The organism is Streptomyces sp. NPDC005761, assembly GCF_040630635.1.
Lineage (GTDB): Bacteria > Actinomycetota > Actinomycetes > Streptomycetales > Streptomycetaceae > Streptomyces.
Map to the genome: position 1 here is coordinate 45325 of NZ_JBEXXX010000030.1, position 18352 is coordinate 63676.

Below are 18352 nucleotides of genomic sequence, written 5' to 3' on the forward strand. Positions count from 1 at the left end.
GCGTAGCCGCTCCACACCGGCGCTCAGGCCCGCCCCTCCCCGATCGGGGAGGCGGCGGGCTTTCGCGTTGTCCCGGCCGGGGACGCCGGCTCCGGCGACTCCCGCCCGTCGGCGTCCACCCCCGCAGGCCGCTCGCCGGGCCGGCCCGACAGGGCCCTGGCCACCACCGCGTCCGTACCGAGCCTGCCGCCCGCGCCCCGCGCCGACGCGTACAGCGCCTCGCCCAGCTCCTGACGGGCCAGCTCCTCGCACCGGGCCCGGGGCCTGCCGTAGTGCGCCGAGCCGAACAGCGGCAGCCCGACCGACGGCCAGATCCGGTCGGCGGCCCCCTGCAGCAGGGCCGCCTCCGCCGCGTCGCCCTCGACCACCGTGACGAGTGCCAGCAGCTCCAGAGTGAGCACGGTGCCCAGGCGGTCGTGGAAGGTGTGGCTGATGGCCAGCGACTCCCCGAGCAGTTCCCGGGCCCGGGCCGGGCGGCCCCGCTGCAGCGCGGCGAAACCCAGGACGTACAGCGCGTAACTGAGCGCCCAGCGCTCCCCGTGGTCCTCGCAGATCTCCCGGACCTCTTCGCAGATGACGGCGGCGCCGTCCAGATCACCCTGGAACCCGACGGCCATGGCCAGCTCCACCTGGGCCATCAGGACGTTGCTGTTCAGCTCGCCGAGCTCCCGGTAGCGCCCGAGCGCCTCCTGCAGCAGGTCGTTCGCGCGCGCCATGTCGTCCGTGACCAGGGCCAGGCAGCCCGTGCGGTGCACCGCGTACGCCGACGCCACGGCGTCCCCCGCCAGATCCGCCTCCTCCCGGCACTCCGTCAGCGCCGAGATCGCGCCCACCGGATCGCCCTGGAGGACCGCGACGTACCCGAGCACCCACAGAGCCTTCAGCCGCGAGGTGTCGTAGGGCGTGTCCTCCTCCCGGACGTGCTCGAGCCAGTGCCGCCCCTCCGAGAGGCGTCCGCAGCCGACCCACAGGAACCACAGCGTGCCCGCCAGGTACTGCGCGAGGTGCGCCTCCTCGGGGCTCTCCAGCGAACACTCCATGGCCCGCCGCAGATTCGGCAGCTCGCTCTCCACCCGCGCGGCCACCTCTGCCTGCCGCGGGCTGAACCAGTCGAGCTCGCACCAGGTCGCCAGCCCCAGGAACCAGTCCCGGTGGCGGCGGCGCAGCCGGTCCGTGTCGCCCGTGGCCGCGAGCCACTCGGCGCCGTACTCGCGCACCGTGTCCAGCATCCGGTAGCGGGCGCCGACAGCCGATTCCTCGCGCAGGACCACGGACTGCGCAAGCAGCCCGGACAGCACGTCCAGCACCGAGTCGGCCGGCAGATCGGGGCCGCTGCAGATGTACTCGGCCGCCTCGAGGTCGAACTGTCCCGCGAAGACGGAGAGCCGCGCCCACAGCAGCCGCTGCTCGGGCGCGCAGAGCTCATGACTCCAGCCGATGGCCGTACGGAGCGTCTGGTGGCGGGCGAGCGCGCTGCGGCTGCCGCCTGTCAGCAGCCGGAAGCGGTCGTCCAGCCGCTGCAGCACCTGTTCCGTCGACAGTGCGCGCAGCCGCCCGGCGGCCAGTTCCAGCGCGAGCGGAATGCCGTCCAGGCGCCGGCACAGCTCCAGGGCGGCACCCTCGGTGTGCTCGGTCAGGCGGAACTCCGGCTGGACCGAGGCGGCCCGCTCGGCGAAGAGCAGCAACGCGTCCTCGTCGCCCATCGTGGCGAGCGGGTAGCCCTTCTCGCCGTCGAGGTTCAGCGGCAGCCGGCCGGCGGCCAGCACCCGCAGCCCCGGAGCCCGGCGCAGCAGATCGCGTACCAATTCCGCGCAGGCGTCGACCAGATGTTCGAAGCCATCGATCACCAGGAGGAGGCGGCGTTCGGCACAGTGTTCGAGGAGTGTCGAGCGGGGCGGCCTGCTCGTATGGTCCGTGAGACCCAGCGCGTCGACCATGGCGTGCTCCAGCAGCGCCGGGTCGTGGACGGCGGACAGCTCCACCAGCCAGACGCCGTCGCAGTACCGTTTCTCCAGGAGCGCCGCCACCCTGGTGACCAGCCGGGACTTGCCGACCCCTCCCACCCCGACGACGGTGACGAGCCGGGACTTTTCCAGCAGCCCGACGACCTCGGCCAGCTCGCCGTCGCGCCCCACGAATCTGTTCAGCTCCGCCGGGAGATTGCCGGGGTGGCACGGTGCGGGCGCCTCGGGGGAGGCGGCCGGGGGGCTCGGATCGTCGGAGGACGGAAAGGGGCGCTGAGGGCGTCGCATGAAACACGCAGAGTACTGGCCCGAAAGCGCTCCGTACAATCTCGTCGTGAGAACTCCCGCCGATCCCCCCGGTAATGCGGTACAGGGCGCGAGTTCCGGCGCGATAGGCTCGGGGGACGGTGACCGGCCGCCGCGTCGGCCCCGCCGAAGAGCACGGAACAAGACAGACAGACGACAAGCCAGAGAGCGGTGCACTGTGTCCGGTGGTGAGGTGGCCGGGATCCTGGTGGCCGTCTTCTGGGCGATCCTGGTTTCGTTCCTCGCCGTCGTGCTGGTGAGGCTCGCCCAGACGCTCAGGGCGACCACGAAACTCGTGGCGGACGTGACCGAACAGGCCGTGCCGCTGCTCGCGGACGCCTCCGCGACCGTACGCTCCGCGCAGACCCAGCTCGACAAGGTCGACGCGATCGCGACGGACGTCCAGGAGGTCACCTCCAACGCCTCCGCGCTCTCCACCACCGTCGCCTCCACCTTCGGCGGCCCGCTGGTCAAGGTCGCGGCGTTCGGGTACGGAGTCCGGCAGGCCATCGGCCGCAAGGCGAACCCCGCACCGGAGGCGCGCTCCCGGCGCGAGGTGATCGTCGGCCGGACCGTGCCGTCCGCGCGTGGCAGGAAGCGCAACGGCAGAAACCCCCGCGGACCGAAGGACTGACGCAGCGATGTTCCGCCGTACGTTCTGGTTCACCGCCGGCGCAGCCGCCGGCGTGTGGGCCACCGCCAAGGTCAACCGGAAGATCAAGCAGCTGACCCCCGAAAGCCTCGCGGCGCAGGCCGCCGACAAGGCAGTCGTGGCAGGTCACAAGCTCAAGGACTTCGCCCTGGACGTCCGCGACGGCATGGCCAGACGCGAGGCCGAACTGGGCGAGGCGCTCGGACTCGAAGCGCCCGTCGACCCCGATCTCCCCGTGCAGCGCCACTTCGCCGTCGAGGCGGCCGAGGCCGAGACGGACCGCGGGCTTCCCCGCACGTCACGCACCTACAACTCGTACAACCGGAATGAGGACCACTGATGGAGTCGGCAGAAATTCGTCGCCGCTGGCTGAGCTTCTACGAGGAGCGCGGTCACACCGTCGTCCCTTCGGCGTCGCTCATCGCGGACGACCCGACTCTGCTGCTGGTCCCGGCCGGCATGGTGCCCTTCAAGCCGTACTTCCTCGGTGAGGTCAAGCCGCCCGCCCCGCGCGTCACCAGCGTGCAGAAGTGCGTCCGTACGCCGGACATCGAAGAGGTCGGCAAGACCACCCGGCACGGCACGTTCTTCCAGATGTGCGGGAACTTCTCCTTCGGCGACTACTTCAAGGAAGGCGCCATCGAGTACGCCTGGGAGCTGCTCACCGGCTCCCTGGCCGACGGCGGCTTCGGCCTCGACCCCGAGCGTCTGTGGATCACGGTCTACCTCGACGACGACGAGGCCGAGCAGATCTGGCGCGACAAGATCGGTGTCCCCGCCGAGCGCATCCAGCGCCTCGGCAAGAAGGACAACTTCTGGTCCATGGGCGTCCCCGGCCCTTGCGGCCCCTGTTCCGAGATCAACTACGACCGCGGCCCCGAGTTCGGCGTCGAGGGCGGACCCGCGGTCAACGACGAGCGGTACGTGGAGATCTGGAACCTGGTCTTCATGCAGTACGAGCGCGGCGCCGGCGACGGCAAGGACGACTTCCCGATCCTCGGCGACCTGCCCTCCAAGAACATCGACACCGGCCTCGGCCTCGAACGCCTCGCGATGATCCTGCAGGGCGTGCAGAACATGTACGAGACCGACACCCTGCGCGTCGTCATGGACAGGGCCACCGAGCTCACCGGCGTGCGCTACGGCGCCGCGCAGGGCACCGACGTCTCCCTCCGCGTGGTGGCCGACCACATCCGTACCTCCGTGATGCTGATCGGCGACGGTGTCACCCCCGGCAACGAGGGCCGCGGCTATGTGCTGCGCCGCATCATGCGCCGGGCCATCCGCAACATGCGGCTGATGGGCGCCACCGGATCGGTCGTCAGCGAGCTGGTCGACGTCGTGATCAACACGATGGGGCTCCAGTACCCCGAGCTGATCACCGACCGCAAGCGCATCGAGACCGTCGCGCTCGCCGAGGAAGCCGCCTTCCTCAAGGCCCTCAAGGGCGGCACCAACATCCTGGAGACCGCCGTCACCGAGACCAAGGCCGCCGGTGGCCGGGTCATCGCCGGTGACAAGGCGTTCCTGCTCCACGACACCTGGGGCTTCCCGATCGACCTCACCCTGGAGATGGCCGCCGAACAGGGGCTGTCCGTGGACGAGGACGGTTTCCGCCGCCTCATGCAGGAGCAGCGGGACAAGGCCAAGGCCGACGCCAGGGCCAAGAAGACCGGTCACGCCGACCTGTCCGCCTACCGCGAGGTCGCCGACAACTCAGGCGTCACCGAGTTCACCGGGTACACCTCCACCGAGGGCGAGTCGACCGTCGTCGGTCTCCTCGTGGACGGCGTCTCCTCGCCCGCGGCCTCCGAGGGCGACGAGGTCGAGGTCGTCCTGGACCGCACCCCGTTCTACGCCGAGGGCGGCGGCCAGCTCGCCGACCAGGGCCGGATCCGCCTCCACAACGGCGCCGTCATCCAGGTGCGCGACGTCCAGCAGCCCGTCCCCGGCGTCTCCGTCCACAAGGGCTCGGTCCAGGTCGGCGAGGTGACGGTCGGTGCCTCGGCCCTCGCCACCATCGACAACACCCGCCGCCGGGCCATCGCCCGCGCCCACAGCGCCACCCACCTCACGCACCAGGCGCTGCGCGACGCGCTCGGCCCGACGGCCGCCCAGGCCGGTTCGGAGAACTCCCCGGGCCGCTTCCGCTTCGACTTCGGTTCGCCCGCCGCCGTACCCGGCACGGTGCTCGTCGACGTCGAGCAGAAGATCAACGAGGTCCTCTCGCGGGAGCTCGACGTCCAGGCCGAGGTCATGTCGATCGACGATGCCAAGAAGCAGGGCGCCATCGCCGAGTTCGGCGAGAAGTACGGCGAGCGGGTCCGCGTCGTCACCATCGGCGACTTCTCCAAGGAGCTGTGCGGCGGCACGCACGTCGGCAACACGGCCCAGCTCGGCCTGGTGAAGCTGCTGGGCGAATCGTCCATCGGCTCCGGCGTGCGCCGCATCGAGGCCCTCGTCGGCGTCGACGCGTACAACTTCCTCGCCAAGGAGCACACGGTCGTCGCCCAGCTCCAGGAGCTGGTCAAGGGCCGCTCCGAGGAGCTCCCGGAGAAGATCGCCTCCATGCTCGGCAAGCTGAAGGACGCCGAGAAGGAGATCGAGAAGTTCCGCGCGGAGAAGGTCCTGGCCGCCGCCGCGGGCCTGGTCGACTCCGCGAAGGACGTACGGGGCGTCGCCCTGGTCACCGGCTCCGTGCCGGACGGCACGTCCGCCGACGACCTGCGCAAGCTCGTCCTCGACGTACGCGGCCGCATCCAGGGTGGCCGGCCGGCCGTCGTGGCGCTGTTCACCACGGCCAACGGTCGCCCGCTGACCGTCATCGCCACCAACGAGGCCGCCCGCGAGCGCGGCCTCAAGGCCGGTGACCTGGTCCGTACCGCCGCCAAGACGCTCGGTGGCGGTGGCGGCGGCAAGCCGGACGTGGCCCAGGGCGGCGGCCAGAACCCGGACGCCATCGGTGAAGCGGTCGCCGCTGTCGAACGCCTCGTCACCGAGACGGCGTGACGCCGGACATGACGCAGATGCGCCGCGGTCGCCGACTGGCGATCGACGTCGGGGACGCCCGGATCGGGGTCGCCTCGTGCGACCCCGACGGGATCCTGGCCACGCCGGTGGAGACCGTGCCGGGACGCGACGTCCCTGCCGCCCACCGGCGGCTCGGGCAGATCGTCGCGGAGTACGAGCCGATCGAGGTCATCGTCGGGCTGCCACGGTCCCTGGGCGGTGGCGAAGGACCCGCCGCGGCCAAGGTCCGCGCCTTCACCGACGTGCTCGCCCGTGCGGTTGCACCCATTCCGGTGCGATTGGTGGACGAGAGGATGACCACAGTGACGGCCAGTCAGGGGCTGCGCGCCTCGGGCGTGAAGTCCAAAAAAGGCCGATCCGTCATCGATCAGGCTGCCGCTGTGGTGATCCTTCAGAACGCTCTGGAGTCCGAACGGGCTTCGGGCAATCCACCCGGCGAGGGCGTCGAAGTGGTTGTCTGATCGCGATACGGTAACGTTCCGCGCGATGCGGCGGGGTTCGAACAAACACCGCACAGCAAAGAGACGGAACGTCGTCTCGCGGCTCAAGGGGATCGATGACTGAGTATGGCCGGGGCCCCGGCTCCGAACCGTGGCATCCCGAGGATCCCCTGTACGGGGACCAGGGATGGGGAGGCGGACAGCCTGCCCACGGCCAGAGCCAGTACGGCGGCCGGCAGCAGGACCCGTACGCCCAGCAGCAGCCGCAAGACCCGTATGCCCAGCCGCAGGACCCTTATGCGCAGCAGTCGCAGGATCCGTACGCCCAGCAGCAGTCGCAGGACCCTTACGCGCAACAACACCAACAGCAGCACCAGCAGCACCAGCAGGATCCTTACGGCCAGCAGTCGCAGTACCAGCAGCAGCCCGGGTACGGCACGCAGCACGATCCGTACGCGCAGCAGCAGCCGACCTACAACGGCGGCTGGGACACCGGTCAGCAGCCCGCCGCGATGCCGTACGAGGGCCAGCCCGAGACGCCGTACGGCTACGGCGAGACGAACGACTACTACGGCACCCCTGAGGCCTATCCGCCGCCGCAGCCCCCGGGCCGCCGCGAGGCCGAGCCCGCACAGGCCCCGGCGCAGAACCCGGACTGGGACCCCGAGGTCCAGCCTGAGGAGACCCACCCGTTCTTCACGGGCGCGGACGACGGCAAGGCCAAGGACGACGACGAGTACGACGACGACCCGCGCGATTCCCGCCGCGGGGGCGGGGACGGCGAGCGCCGCGGCAAGGGCAAGAAGAAGAAGGGCCGCAGCGGCTGCGCCTGCCTGGTCGTCTCCCTCGTGCTGGTCGGTGGTCTCGGCGGAGTGGGTTACTTCGGTTACTCCTTCTACAAGGACAAGTTCGGTTCGGCCCCTGACTACGCGGGTAGCGGCTCGGGATCGGTCGAGATCGAGATCCCCAAGGGCGCGTACGGGTACGACATCGGCAACATCCTGAAGAAGGCGGGCGTCGTCAAGAGCGTCGACGCGTTCGTCTCCGCCCAGAACGAGAACCCCAAGGGCAAGTCGATCCAGGCCGGGGTCTATCTCCTCCATGAGGAGATGTCGGCTTCCGAGGCCGTGAAGATGATGGTCGACCCGAAGAGCCAGAACCTTCTGGTGATTCCCGAGGGTTCGCGGAATGCCGCCGTCTACGCGATGGTCGACAAGAAGCTGAATCTCAAGAAGGGCACGACCGAGGGTGTAGCCAAGTCCAGGAAGTCCGATCTGGGTCTGCCCGGCTGGGCGAGCAAGAACAAGGACATCAAGGACCCGCTGGAAGGATTCCTCTACCCGGCCGCGTATCCGGTCACGAAGGAAACCAAGCCGGAGGCGATCCTCGAGAAGATGGTCTCGCGGTCCAACGAGGAGTACGAAAAGCTCGACCTCGAAGCGACGGCCAAGAAGTACAAGCTGGACGGCCCGTGGCAGGTGCTCACCGTCGCCAGCCTGGTGCAGGCGGAGGGCCTCACCCATGACGACTTCCGGAAGATGGCCGAAGTCGTCTACAACAGGCTGAAGCCGGACAACACGGCTACGAATCGCAAGCTCGAATTCGACTCCGCGTTCAATTACCTCACCAAGCAGAGCAAGATCAAGATCAATCTGGATGAGATCCGGACCAACCCGGATCCCTACAACACCTATCATCACGCCGGCCTTCCGCCTGGACCCATCAGCAATCCCGGGGACGAAGCGCTGCGTGCGACGCTCAGTCCCACTGCCGGCGGTTGGATGTTCTTCATCTCGCTCGACGGCAAGAAGACCGATTTCACCAAGACGGCCGCGGAGCATGCGAAACTCACAGCGAAGTTCAACGAGATCCATGGCATCGGCTGACCCGCGCCACCGGGCAGCCGTCCTCGGCTCACCCATCGCCCACTCGCTCTCCCCGGTCCTGCACCGGGCCGCGTACGCCGAGCTCGGCCTCGACGGCTGGTCGTACGACCGGTTCGAGATCGACGAGCAGGCGCTGCCCGGCTTCGTCGAGGGTCTGGACGGCTCCTGGGCCGGGCTCTCCCTCACCATGCCGCTGAAGCGGGCGATCATCCCCCTGCTGGATTCCGTCAGCGAGACCGCGGCCTCCGTCGAGGCCGTCAACACGGTCGTCCTCACCGACGACGGCCGCCGCAACGGCGACAACACGGATATCCCCGGCATGATCGCCGCCCTGCGCGAGCGCGGTGTCGAGAAGGCGGAATCCGCCGCCGTCCTCGGCGCCGGAGCCACCGCCTCGTCCGCTCTGGCCGCGTTGTCGCAGATCTGTACGGGACCGGTCACCGCCTACGTTCGCAGCCGTGAGCGCGGGGACGAGATGCGGGGCTGGGGCGAGCGGCTCGGTGTCGACGTGCGGATCGCCGACTGGGCCGAGGCCGAACAGGCGCTGCACGCCCCGCTGGTCATCGCGACGACGCCTGCCGGGGCCACGGACGGACTGATGGATGCCGTCCCGGCACGTCCCGGCACGCTCTTCGACGTGCTGTACGAGCCCTGGCCCACTGGACTCGCATCCGCCTGGGAGGGCAGTGGCGGCGCAGTCATCGGAGGTCTTGACCTCCTGGTGCACCAGGCCGTCCTCCAGGTCGAGCAGATGACCGGCCGCTCGCCGGCGCCGCTGGCCGCCATGCGCCGGGCCGGCGAACAGGCTCTGGCCGCCCGCTGACCGCACACCCGCCCCGCCCGCCCCGTCCGTCTGCTGGACCGGCGGCGGGCCGGGGGGCCCGGTCGTGGGAGGATCGAGAGCGGCGGGTCAGGGCCGCGCACCCGGTCGCGCCGTTGCAGTTAACAGGCGCGAGCATGAGGAGCACCGTTGAGCAGGTTGCGCTGGCTGACCGCCGGAGAGTCGCACGGCCCCGCACTGGTGGCGACGCTGGAGGGTCTTCCCGCCGGTATCCCCGTCACCACGGAGATGGTGGCGGACGCGCTCGCCAGGCGACGGCTCGGATACGGGCGCGGCGCCCGTATGAAGTTCGAGAAGGACGAGGTCACCTTCCTCGGCGGGGTGCGGCACGGCCTCACCATGGGCTCGCCCGTCGCCGTGATGGTGGGCAACACCGAGTGGCCCAAGTGGGAACAGGTCATGTCGGCCGACCCCGTCGACCCCGACGTGCTGGCCGCGCAGGCCCGTAACGCCCCGCTGACCCGCCCCCGGCCCGGTCACGCCGACCTCGCCGGCATGCAGAAGTACGGCTTCGACGAGGCCCGGCCGATCCTGGAGCGTGCCAGCGCCCGCGAGACCGCCGCGCGCGTCGCCCTCGGCGCCGTCGCCCGGTCGTACCTCAAGGAGACGGCCGGCATCGAGATCGTCAGCCACGTGGTGGAGCTCGCAGCGGCCAAGGCGCCCTACGGCGTCTACCCCGTTCCCGCCGACGTCGAGAAGCTGGACGCCGACCCCGTGCGCTGCCTCGACGCCACCGCCAGCAAGCAGATGGTCGCCGAGATCGACCAGGCGCACAAGGACGGTGACACCCTCGGCGGTGTGGTCGAGGTGCTGGCGTACGGGGTGCCGGTCGGCCTGGGTTCGCACGTGCACTGGGACCGCCGTCTCGACGCCCGCCTCGCCGCAGCGCTCATGGGCATCCAGGCCATCAAGGGCGTCGAGGTCGGCGACGGTTTCGACCTCGCCCGGGTGCCCGGATCGCAGGCGCACGACGAGATCCTGGTGACGGACGACGGGATCAGGCGCGCCTCCGGCCGCGCCGGAGGCACCGAGGGCGGGCTGACCACAGGTGAGCTCCTGCGCGTCCGCGCCGCGATGAAGCCGATCGCGACCGTGCCGCGCGCGCTCGCCACGGTCGACGTGGTGACCGGTGAGGCTGCCAAGGCGCACCACCAGCGCTCCGATGTCTGCGCCGTTCCGGCGGCGGGCATCGTCGCCGAGGCGATGGTCGCGCTGGTGCTCGCCGACGCGGTCGCGGAGAAGTTCGGCGGCGACAGCGTCGGCGAGACCCACCGCAACGTCCAGTCGTACCTCGACCACCTCCAGATCCGATGAGCGGTCCGCTGATCGTCCTGGTCGGACCGATGGGCGTCGGAAAGTCCACGGTCGGCGAACTGCTCGCCGCCCGGCTGGGCACCGGCTACCGGGACACCGACGCCGATGTCGTCTCCACGGCCGGCAAGCCCATCTCGGAGATCTTCTACGACGAGGGCGAAGAGCACTTCCGTGACCTGGAGCGGCAGGCCGTACAGGCCGCGGTCGCCGAGCACCGGGGAGTCCTCTCGCTCGGCGGCGGCGCCGTCCTCGACGGGACGACGCGTGCCCTGCTCGCAGATCACCGCGTCGTCTACCTCTCGATGGACGTCGACGAGGCGGTCAAGCGGGTCGGTCTGAACACCGCGCGCCCGCTGCTCGCCGTGAACCCGCGCCGGCAGTGGCGCGAGCTCATGGAGGCCCGCCGCCACCTCTACACCGAGGTGGCCCGCGCCGTCGTCGCGACCGACGAGCGCACACCGGAGGAGGTCGCCCAGGCGGTCCTCGACGCACTGGAGCTGCCGGACGCACCGTCCGGCCGGGAGAAACCAACGATGACCGACCAGGCCCCCACCCGCATCCAGATCGCCGGCAGCGCGGGCACCGACCCGTACGAGGTGCTGATCGGCCGGCAGCTCCTCGCGGAGCTGCCCGCGCTCATCGGTGAGCGTGCCCAGCGCGTCGCGGTCCTGCACCCGGAGGCGCTCGCCGAGACCGGCGAGGCGGTCCGTCAGGACCTCGCGGACCAGGGCTACGAGGCCATCGCCATCCAGCTGCCCAACGCCGAGGAGGCCAAGACCGTCGAGGTCGCCGCCTACTGCTGGAAGGCGCTCGGCCAGACCGGCTTCACCCGCACCGACGTCATCGTCGGCATCGGCGGCGGCGCGACCACGGACGTCGCCGGCTTCGTCGCCGCCTCCTGGCTGCGCGGGGTGCGCTGGATCGCCGTGCCCACGACCGTGCTCGGCATGGTCGACGCGGCCGTCGGTGGCAAGACAGGCATCAACACCGCCGAGGGCAAGAACCTCGTCGGCGCCTTCCACCCGCCGGCCGGAGTCCTCTGCGACCTGGCCGCGCTGGACTCGCTGCCGGTCAACGACTACGTCTCCGGCATGGCGGAGATCATCAAGGCCGGCTTCATCGCCGACCCGGTCATCCTCGACCTGGTGGAGGCGGACCCGCAGGGCGCGCGCACACCGGCCGGCCCGCACACCTCCGAGCTCATCGAGCGGGCCGTCCGGGTCAAGGCCGAGGTCGTCTCCAGCGACCTCAAGGAGTCCGGGCTCCGCGAGATCCTCAACTACGGGCACACGCTGGCCCACGCGATCGAGAAGAACGAGCGCTACAAGTGGCGCCACGGCGCGGCCGTCTCGGTGGGCATGGTCTTCGCCGCCGAACTGGGACGTCTCGCCGGGCGCCTGGACGACGCCACCGCCGACCGGCACCGCACCGTCCTGGAGTCCGTGGGACTGCCGCTCACCTACCGGGGCGACCAGTGGCCCAAGCTGCTGGAGAACATGAAGGTCGACAAGAAGTCCCGCGGCAACCTGCTGCGCTTCATCGTCCTGGACGGCCTCGGCAAGCCCACCGTCCTGGAGGGCCCCGACCCGGCCGTACTGCTCGCCGCCTACGGGGAGGTCTCGGCGTGACCCGCCGGGTGTTCGTCCTCAACGGACCCAACCTCGGCCGGCTGGGTTCCCGCGAGCCCGACGTCTACGGAGCCACCTCGTACGCCGGACTCGTCGACACCTGCCGCACCCTCGGCAAGGAGCTCGGTTTCGACGTCGACGTCCGGGAGACCAACGACGAGGGGGAGCTGATCCGCTGGCTCCACGAGGCCGCGGACGGTGCAATTCCGGTCGTTCTCAACCCGGGCGCCTTCACGCACTATTCGTACGGAATGCGGGACGCCGCCTCCCAGCGCACCGCTCCCCTGATCGAGGTGCACATCTCGAATCCGTACGCACGAGAGGAATTCCGCCACAACTCCGTGGTCGCACCGGTCGCCACCGGGACCGTGGCCGGATTCGGCATCGGTTCCTACCGGCTCGCCCTGCGCGCGCTCGCGGACGAGCTGACGGACTGACGTACTGCCGCACCGGAAGGCCGACTGGCCGACGGGGCACTGTGGACCCTCCCCGGCCGTTCCCTCCGTGGCGGCCGGGGAAGGTACGGTTGCCGTTCCACCAGCGCCAGTTGCCTGTACGAGACGGAGTGCCACCGGATGCAGCACGCAGTGGGGGCTCCGCTGCCGCCGCCCCAGGGACCCGGAAACGGACCCGTCGGCTGGTCGCACCAGGCCCAGCACCCCGGCCACCCGGGCCCGTCGGTCCCGGGCCCGGCCGGCCCGCCGGTCCAGCCCCCGGCCGGTCCACCCGTTCACCCCCCGGCCGGTCACCCGGGGCCACCGCCCCCGGCGCCTCCCGCCCCGCAGGGCCAGGGCTGGGCCGGTCCGGCACCGCACCAGGCTCCCGCCCCGGTCTCCAGGGAGACCACCGGGCACATCCAGCTGCCGCCCGGCGGGCCCGTTCCGCTGCCCGCACCGCCCGCGGAGCCCGGCACGGGCACCGCGACCCTCGCCGTGCTCCTCATCGGCCCGGCAGGCGCCGGTAAGACCACGGTGGCCAAGCTCTGGGCCGCGCGCCGCCGCGTTCCGACCGCCCACGTCAGCCTCGACGACGTCCGCGAATGGGTCTGCTCAGGCTTCGCCGACCCGCAGGCGGGGTGGAACGACCAGTCCGAGGCCCAGTACCGCCTGGCCCGCCGCACCTGCGGCTTCGCAGCCCGCAACTTCCTCGCCAACGGCATCTCCTGCATCCTGGACGACGCGGTCTTCCCGGACCGCCCCGTGGTCGGCCTCGGCGGCTGGAAGCGACACGTCGGCCCCGGCCTGCTTCCCGTCGTCCTGCTGCCGGGCCTGGAGATCGTCCTGGAGCGCAACGCCGCCCGCAGCGGCAACCGCCGGCTCTCCGACGAGGAGGTCGCCCGGATCCACGGGCGGATGGCCGGCTGGTACGGGTCCGGACTGCCGATCATCGACAACTCCACGTACGACGTGGAGACCACCGCCCGCGTCCTGGACGACATACTCGCCCGCTCCATCGCCAGCCCACCGGCCTGGTGAGACGGCGCCCGGCGGTGCCGTCCGTCCGCTGAGGCGCACCCCGGTCGGGTGCGCTGACCGGGCGGGCCCGCGCCCGCGCTCGTACGCTCGATGCATGTCAGAGGTGTACGCCGTCCGCCGCGGGCTGCTCCGCGACCGGTGCGCCGCAGTCGGATCCGCGGCCGCCCTGGTCTCCCGCCCCGCCAATGTCCGCTACCTGGCGGGCGGAGCGCCCCCGGGCGCCGTGCTGCTGCTCGGCCCCGACGAGGACGTTCTGCTCTGCCCGCGCCCCCCGACCGGTGATCCGGCCGACGGACGCACCGACGAGCAGCTGCGTGTGGACCTCCTGCCGGTGACCGGTGGTGATCCGGTCGTGGCCGCCGCGGATCTGGCCACCGCGGGCGGCGCGGAGTCCCTGGCCGTCGAGGAACACGACCTGACCGTCGCCCGGCACCGGGCCATGGCCTCGGTCGCTCCGAAGCTGCGGCTCGCCGATCTCGGCGCCAACGTCGAGCAGCTGCGCATCGTCAAGGACGAGGAGGAGATCGGCTGTCTGCGGATCGCCGCCGAGATCACCGACCAGGCGCTGGGCGAACTGCTCGAATCGATCCTCGTCGGCCGCACGGAGCGGCATCTCGCGCTCGAACTGGAACGCCGTCTGGTGGACCACGGAGCCGACGGACCTGCCTTCGCGACGTCCGTCGCCACCGGGCCCAACTCCGGCCGTGGCCGCCATCGCCCCTCGGACCGACGGGTCGAGGAAGGAGATTTTCTCTCCGTCTGCCTCGGCGCGAACTACCGCGGGTACCGGTGCGAGATCGGCCGCACCTTCGTCATCGGAACGGCGCCGGCCGACTGGCAGATCGAGCTCTACGACCTGGTTTTCGCCGCTCAGCGGGCCGGACGGGAGGCGCTCGTGCCCGGTGCCGCCTACCGTGACGTGGACCGCGCGGCACGCCATGTCCTGGACTCCGCGGGCCATGGTGAGGGCCTCGCACCCTGGACCGGGCACGGTGTGGGGCTCGAAATCGACGAGGACCCGCAGCTGGCACCCGCTGCCATGGGTAAACTGGACGCTTGTGTGCCGGTCACCGTCGAACCGGGGGTCCACCTCCCGGGCCGGGGCGGAGTCCGGATCGATGACACGCTCGTCGTGCGCCCCGAGGCGGACGGCGGACCCGAGCTACTCACCATTACGACCAAGGAGCTGCTCGCGCTCTAGGAACTCCTCGCGGAGACTCCGGCGCGCATCCTTGGCCGTTCCACCAGCTTCAGTCCAGGAGATTCCGCAACCGTGGCTTCCACGAACGACCTCAAGAACGGCCTGGTGCTCAAGCTCGACGGAGGCCAGCTCTGGTCCGTCGTCGAGTTCCAGCACGTCAAGCCCGGCAAGGGCCCGGCCTTCGTGCGCACCAAGCTCAAGAACGTGCTGTCAGGCAAGGTCGTCGACAAGACGTTCAACGCCGGCGTGAAGGTCGAGACGGCCACCATTGACCGGCGCGACATGCAGTTCTCGTACATGGACGGCGAGTACTTCGTCTTCATGGACATGGACACGTACGACCAGCTGATGGTCGACCGCAAGTCCGTCGGCGACGCCGCCAACTTCCTGATCGAGGGCTTCACCGCCTCCGTCGCCCAGCACGAGGGCGAGGTGCTCTACGTCGAGCTGCCGGCCGCCGTCGAGCTGACCATCCAGCACACGGACCCGGGCGTCCAGGGCGACCGGTCCACCGGTGGCACCAAGCCCGCCACGCTGGAGACCGGCTACGAGATCGGGGTCCCGCTCTTCATCACCACCGGTGAGAAGATCAAGGTCGACACCCGCTCGGGCGATTACCTCGGCCGGGTGAACAGCTAACCGTGGCTGCCCGGAACACGGCCCGCAAGCGCGCCTTCCAGATCCTCTTCGAGGCCGACCAGCGCGGTGAGTCCGTGCAGACGGTCCTCGCGGACTGGGTACGGCACTCGCGGTCGGACACCCGTCAGCCGCCGGTCACCGAGTACACGATGGAGCTCGTCGAGGGGTACGCGCAGTATGCGGACCGGATCGACGACCTCATCGTCACCTACGCCGTGGACTGGGAGATCGACCGCATGCCGGTCGTCGACCGGAACATCCTGCGGCTCGGTGCGTACGAGCTGATCTGGGTGGACGCGACGCCCGACGCGGTGGTGATCGACGAGGCGGTGCAGATCGCCAAGGAGTTCTCCACCGATGACTCCCCGTCCTTCGTGAACGGCCTGCTGGCCCGCTTCAAGGACCTCAAGCCGAACCTCCGCCGGGAGCAGTAGCCCCCGGTGGCGTTCTGCCGCCGAAGGGCCCACGGTCTCGCGACCGTGGGCCCTTCGGCATGTCAGGGGCCGCCCGGTGGGACGTGCCCGGAAAACGGAAACGCCGGGTCCGGCGGGGCGCCCGGTAAGGGCCCCGCCGACCCGGCGGTACGTTTCTGCTGGGGTGGTCAGCCCTCGTCGTGAGCGACCGCGCGGCGCGCGTCGGCGTCCAGGACGCCCCAGCTGATCAGCTGCTCCGTGAGCACGGACGGCGACTGGTCGTAGATCACGGCCAGCGTCCGCAGGTCGTCCTGGCGGATCGAGAGCACCTTGCCGTTGTAGTCGCCGCGCTGGCTCTGGATCGTCGCCGCGTAGCGCTGCAGGGGTCCGGCCTTCTCCGGCGGGACGTGGGCGAGGCGCTCGAGCTGGAGTACGAGCTTCGGCGGCGGCTCGGCAGCCCCGCCAGGCGTCGTCCCGGGCAGGAGCTCCTGCACCGGAACCCCGTAGAAGTCCGCCAGCTCGGCCAGGCGCTGCACGGTCACGGCACGGTCGCCGCGCTCGTACGAGCCGACCACGACGGCCTTCCAGCGGCCCTGGGACTTCTCCTCCACGCCGTGGAGGGAGAGGCCCTGCTGGGTGCGGATGGCGCGGAGCTTGGCCCCGAGCTGTTTTGCGTATTCGCTGGACATAAGGCTCCCCGGACGCTGGAACATTGTGCGGCTCCGCCGCGTGGCTGGTAACTCACTGTGAGGTTACGCAGCGTTACTTGGGTGCGTCAAGCTGAACGGTCCCGACCGGCACCTCCCTGGGGCGGGGCAAGGGGCCTGCTCAGGCCCTGGTAACGTGGATGACGCAATTTCGACGTCCTTTAAGATCCGTCCAGTGAGGCGGAGAAGGAGGTCCGTTTCTTATGGACGCACAGCACGACGCCACCGGCAATGCGGCACGCCCCGTTCTCGAGGCTCCCGACATCGCCCGGGTACTGACCCGCATCGCCCACGAGATCGTCGAACGCGCCAAGGGCGCGGACGACGTGGTGCTTCTCGGCATCCCGACCCGGGGCGTCTTCCTCGCCCGCCGGCTCGCCGACAAGCTCGAAGAGATCACCGGCCGGAAGATGCCGGTCGGCTCGCTCGACATCACCATGTACCGCGACGACCTGCGGATGCGCCCCGCGCGCGCCCTGGCCCGCACCGAGATCCCCGGCGAGGGCATCGAGGGCCGCCTGGTCGTCCTCGTCGACGACGTGCTCTTCTCCGGCCGCACGATCCGCGCCGCACTCGACGCGCTCGGCGACATCGGCCGGCCCCGCGCGGTGCAGCTCGCCGTCCTCGTCGACCGCGGGCACCGCGAACTCCCGATCCGCGCCGACTACGTCGGCAAGAACCTCCCCACGTCGCTGCGGGAGACGGTCAAGGTCCAGCTCGCCGAGGAGGACGGCCGCGACGCCGTGCTGCTCGGGGTCGAGCAGGCCGCCCCGGCGGTCGAGCGTTAGCTGCTCCCTTCCGTACGGCTCACCTGCCGTACGGCGGCTTCCGCACGCCCGCACGCCTGAACCCTCCAGCCACCCGGAGAACACCCAGATGAAGCGCCACCTCATCTCGGCCGCCGACCTCACCCGCGACGACGCCGTCCTGATCCTCGACACAGCCGAGGAAATGGCCAGGGTCGCGGACCGGCCGATCAAGAAGCTCCCGACCCTGCGCGGCCGTACCGTCGTCAACCTCTTCTTCGAGGACTCGACGCGTACCCGCATCTCCTTCGAGGCTGCCGCCAAGCGGCTGTCCGCCGACGTCATCAACTTCTCCGCCAAGGGCTCCTCGGTCTCCAAGGGCGAGTCCCTCAAGGACACCGCCCTGACCCTGGAGGCGATGGGCGCGGACGCCGTCGTCATCCGGCACGGCGCCTCCGGCGCCCCGTACCGTCTGGCCACCTCCGGCTGGATCGACGGCGCGGTCGTCAACGCCGGCGACGGCACGCACGAACACCCCACCCAGGCCCTCCTGGACGCCTTCACCATGCGCCGCAGGCTGGTCGGGGCCGACACCGGGCTCGGCAAGGACCTCGACGGCCGCCGGATCACGATCGTCGGCGACATCCTGCACAGCCGCGTCGCCCGCTCCAACGTCCACCTGCTGACCACCCTCGGCGCCCACGTCACCCTGGTGGCCCCGCCGACCCTGGTCCCCGTCGGCGTCGAGCAGTGGCCCTGCGACATCAGCTACAGCCTCGACGAGGTGCTGCCGAAGTCGGACGCTGTGATGATGCTCCGTGTGCAGCGTGAGCGGATGAACGCCGCGTACTTCCCGACCGAGCGCGAGTACTCGCGCCGCTACGGTCTGGACGGCGAGCGGATGGCCAAGATGCCCGAGCACGCCATCGTCATGCACCCCGGCCCCATGGTGCGCGGCATGGAGATCACCGCAGAGGTGGCCGACTCCGACCGTTGCACGGTCGTCGAGCAGGTCGCCAACGGCGTCTCGATCCGCATGGCCGTGCTCTACCTGCTGCTCGGCGGCTCCGAGCCCGCCGCCACCGCCCGTACCGAGGAGAACAAGTAACC

The 18352-nt window shown here is 70.6% G+C and carries 16 protein-coding genes and 1 pseudogene; 15 read left to right on the plus strand and 2 right to left on the minus strand.

Features of this window, described 5'->3' with window-relative positions; all coding sequences use genetic code 11:
• Nucleotides 1-19: 19 nt before the first annotated feature.
• Nucleotides 20-2252 (minus strand): annotated as a pseudogene (locus ABZ434_RS24870) (AAA family ATPase); the annotation flags it as partial.
• 211 nt (nucleotides 2253-2463) lie between these two features.
• On the opposite strand from ABZ434_RS24870, the gene ABZ434_RS24875 reads away from it, so the two are divergent.
• From ABZ434_RS24875 to nusB, 13 genes are all read left to right on the plus strand, one after another.
• Nucleotides 2464-2904, plus strand: coding sequence for a DUF948 domain-containing protein (locus ABZ434_RS24875; RefSeq protein WP_359141022.1), 441 nt, complete (start codon nucleotides 2464-2466; stop codon nucleotides 2902-2904).
• A gap of 7 nt (nucleotides 2905-2911) precedes the next feature.
• A complete protein-coding gene (locus tag ABZ434_RS24880) occupies nucleotides 2912-3262 on the plus strand; it encodes a DUF6167 family protein (protein WP_359140908.1) in 351 nt (116 codons plus the stop codon).
• On the plus strand, nucleotides 3262-5931 hold the full coding sequence (gene alaS / locus ABZ434_RS24885) for an alanine--tRNA ligase (protein WP_359140911.1): 2670 nt from the start codon (nucleotides 3262-3264) through the stop codon (nucleotides 5929-5931). The genes ABZ434_RS24880 and alaS overlap by 1 nt, the downstream gene beginning before the upstream one ends.
• An 8-nt stretch (nucleotides 5932-5939) precedes the next feature.
• A complete protein-coding gene (ruvX, locus tag ABZ434_RS24890; protein ID WP_359140914.1) occupies nucleotides 5940-6413 on the plus strand; it encodes a Holliday junction resolvase RuvX in 474 nt (157 codons plus the stop codon).
• A 95-nt stretch (nucleotides 6414-6508) separates the two neighbouring features.
• A complete protein-coding gene (mltG, locus tag ABZ434_RS24895) occupies nucleotides 6509-8278 on the plus strand; it encodes an endolytic transglycosylase MltG (RefSeq protein WP_359140917.1) in 1770 nt (589 codons plus the stop codon).
• Nucleotides 8265-9101 (plus strand): shikimate dehydrogenase, encoded by an 837-nt coding sequence (locus tag ABZ434_RS24900; protein ID WP_359140920.1) that lies wholly within the window; start codon nucleotides 8265-8267, stop codon nucleotides 9099-9101. The genes mltG and ABZ434_RS24900 overlap by 14 nt, the downstream gene beginning before the upstream one ends.
• Before the next feature lie 147 nt (nucleotides 9102-9248).
• A complete protein-coding gene (aroC, locus tag ABZ434_RS24905; RefSeq protein WP_359140923.1) occupies nucleotides 9249-10433 on the plus strand; it encodes a chorismate synthase in 1185 nt (394 codons plus the stop codon).
• Complete coding sequence (gene aroB / locus ABZ434_RS24910) at nucleotides 10430-12061, plus strand: 3-dehydroquinate synthase (protein WP_359140926.1); 1632 nt, start codon at nucleotides 10430-10432, stop codon at nucleotides 12059-12061. The genes aroC and aroB overlap by 4 nt, the downstream gene beginning before the upstream one ends.
• A complete protein-coding gene (gene aroQ, locus ABZ434_RS24915) occupies nucleotides 12058-12498 on the plus strand; it encodes a type II 3-dehydroquinate dehydratase (protein WP_359140928.1) in 441 nt (146 codons plus the stop codon). Before aroB ends, aroQ begins: the two co-directional genes overlap by 4 nt.
• A gap of 138 nt (nucleotides 12499-12636) precedes the next feature.
• Complete coding sequence (locus ABZ434_RS24920) at nucleotides 12637-13536, plus strand: Pro-rich N-terminal domain-containing protein (RefSeq protein ID WP_359140931.1); 900 nt, start codon at nucleotides 12637-12639, stop codon at nucleotides 13534-13536.
• Nucleotides 13537-13630: 94 nt separating this feature from the next.
• On the plus strand, nucleotides 13631-14737 hold the full coding sequence (locus ABZ434_RS24925) for an aminopeptidase P family protein (protein ID WP_359140933.1): 1107 nt from the start codon (nucleotides 13631-13633) through the stop codon (nucleotides 14735-14737).
• Between the two features lie 72 nt (nucleotides 14738-14809).
• The gene (gene efp / locus ABZ434_RS24930) at nucleotides 14810-15376 is read left to right on the plus strand and encodes an elongation factor P (protein WP_014157376.1); all 567 of its coding nucleotides are present in this window, start codon (nucleotides 14810-14812) and stop codon (nucleotides 15374-15376) included.
• 2 nt (nucleotides 15377-15378) lie between these two features.
• Nucleotides 15379-15810, plus strand: a complete 432-nt coding sequence (gene nusB, locus ABZ434_RS24935; protein ID WP_024490948.1) for a transcription antitermination factor NusB — start codon at nucleotides 15379-15381, stop codon at nucleotides 15808-15810.
• 167 nt (nucleotides 15811-15977) lie between these two features.
• Here nusB and bldD read toward each other — a convergent pair whose 3' ends face one another.
• Entirely contained in the window at nucleotides 15978-16478 is a 501-nt protein-coding gene (bldD, locus tag ABZ434_RS24940) for a transcriptional regulator BldD (RefSeq protein ID WP_018103903.1), read from the minus strand.
• Between the two features lie 221 nt (nucleotides 16479-16699).
• Between bldD and pyrR the strand changes: the two genes are divergently transcribed.
• Nucleotides 16700-17284 (plus strand): bifunctional pyr operon transcriptional regulator/uracil phosphoribosyltransferase PyrR, encoded by a 585-nt coding sequence (pyrR, locus tag ABZ434_RS24945; protein WP_148016313.1) that lies wholly within the window; start codon nucleotides 16700-16702, stop codon nucleotides 17282-17284.
• An 88-nt stretch (nucleotides 17285-17372) separates the two neighbouring features.
• Nucleotides 17373-18350 (plus strand): aspartate carbamoyltransferase catalytic subunit, encoded by a 978-nt coding sequence (locus ABZ434_RS24950; RefSeq protein ID WP_359140937.1) that lies wholly within the window; start codon nucleotides 17373-17375, stop codon nucleotides 18348-18350.
• Nucleotides 18351-18352 lie beyond the last annotated feature (2 nt).

Coding starts and splice junctions, on each gene's coding strand:
- ABZ434_RS24880 (WP_359140908.1), top strand. CDS start 2,912: ATGTTCCGCCGTACGTTCTGGTTCACCGCCGGCGCAGCCGCCGGCGTG.
- alaS (WP_359140911.1), top strand. CDS start 3,262: ATGGAGTCGGCAGAAATTCGTCGCCGCTGGCTGAGCTTCTACGAGGAG.
- ruvX (WP_359140914.1), top strand. CDS start 5,940: ATGACGCAGATGCGCCGCGGTCGCCGACTGGCGATCGACGTCGGGGAC.
- mltG (WP_359140917.1), top strand. CDS start 6,509: ATGACTGAGTATGGCCGGGGCCCCGGCTCCGAACCGTGGCATCCCGAG.
- ABZ434_RS24900 (WP_359140920.1), top strand. CDS start 8,265: ATGGCATCGGCTGACCCGCGCCACCGGGCAGCCGTCCTCGGCTCACCC.
- aroB (WP_359140926.1), top strand. CDS start 10,430: ATGAGCGGTCCGCTGATCGTCCTGGTCGGACCGATGGGCGTCGGAAAG.
- ABZ434_RS24920 (WP_359140931.1), top strand. CDS start 12,637: ATGCAGCACGCAGTGGGGGCTCCGCTGCCGCCGCCCCAGGGACCCGGA.
- ABZ434_RS24925 (WP_359140933.1), top strand. CDS start 13,631: ATGTCAGAGGTGTACGCCGTCCGCCGCGGGCTGCTCCGCGACCGGTGC.
- bldD (WP_018103903.1), bottom strand. CDS start 16,478: ATGTCCAGCGAATACGCAAAACAGCTCGGGGCCAAGCTCCGCGCCATC.
- pyrR (WP_148016313.1), top strand. CDS start 16,700: ATGGACGCACAGCACGACGCCACCGGCAATGCGGCACGCCCCGTTCTC.
- ABZ434_RS24950 (WP_359140937.1), top strand. CDS start 17,373: ATGAAGCGCCACCTCATCTCGGCCGCCGACCTCACCCGCGACGACGCC.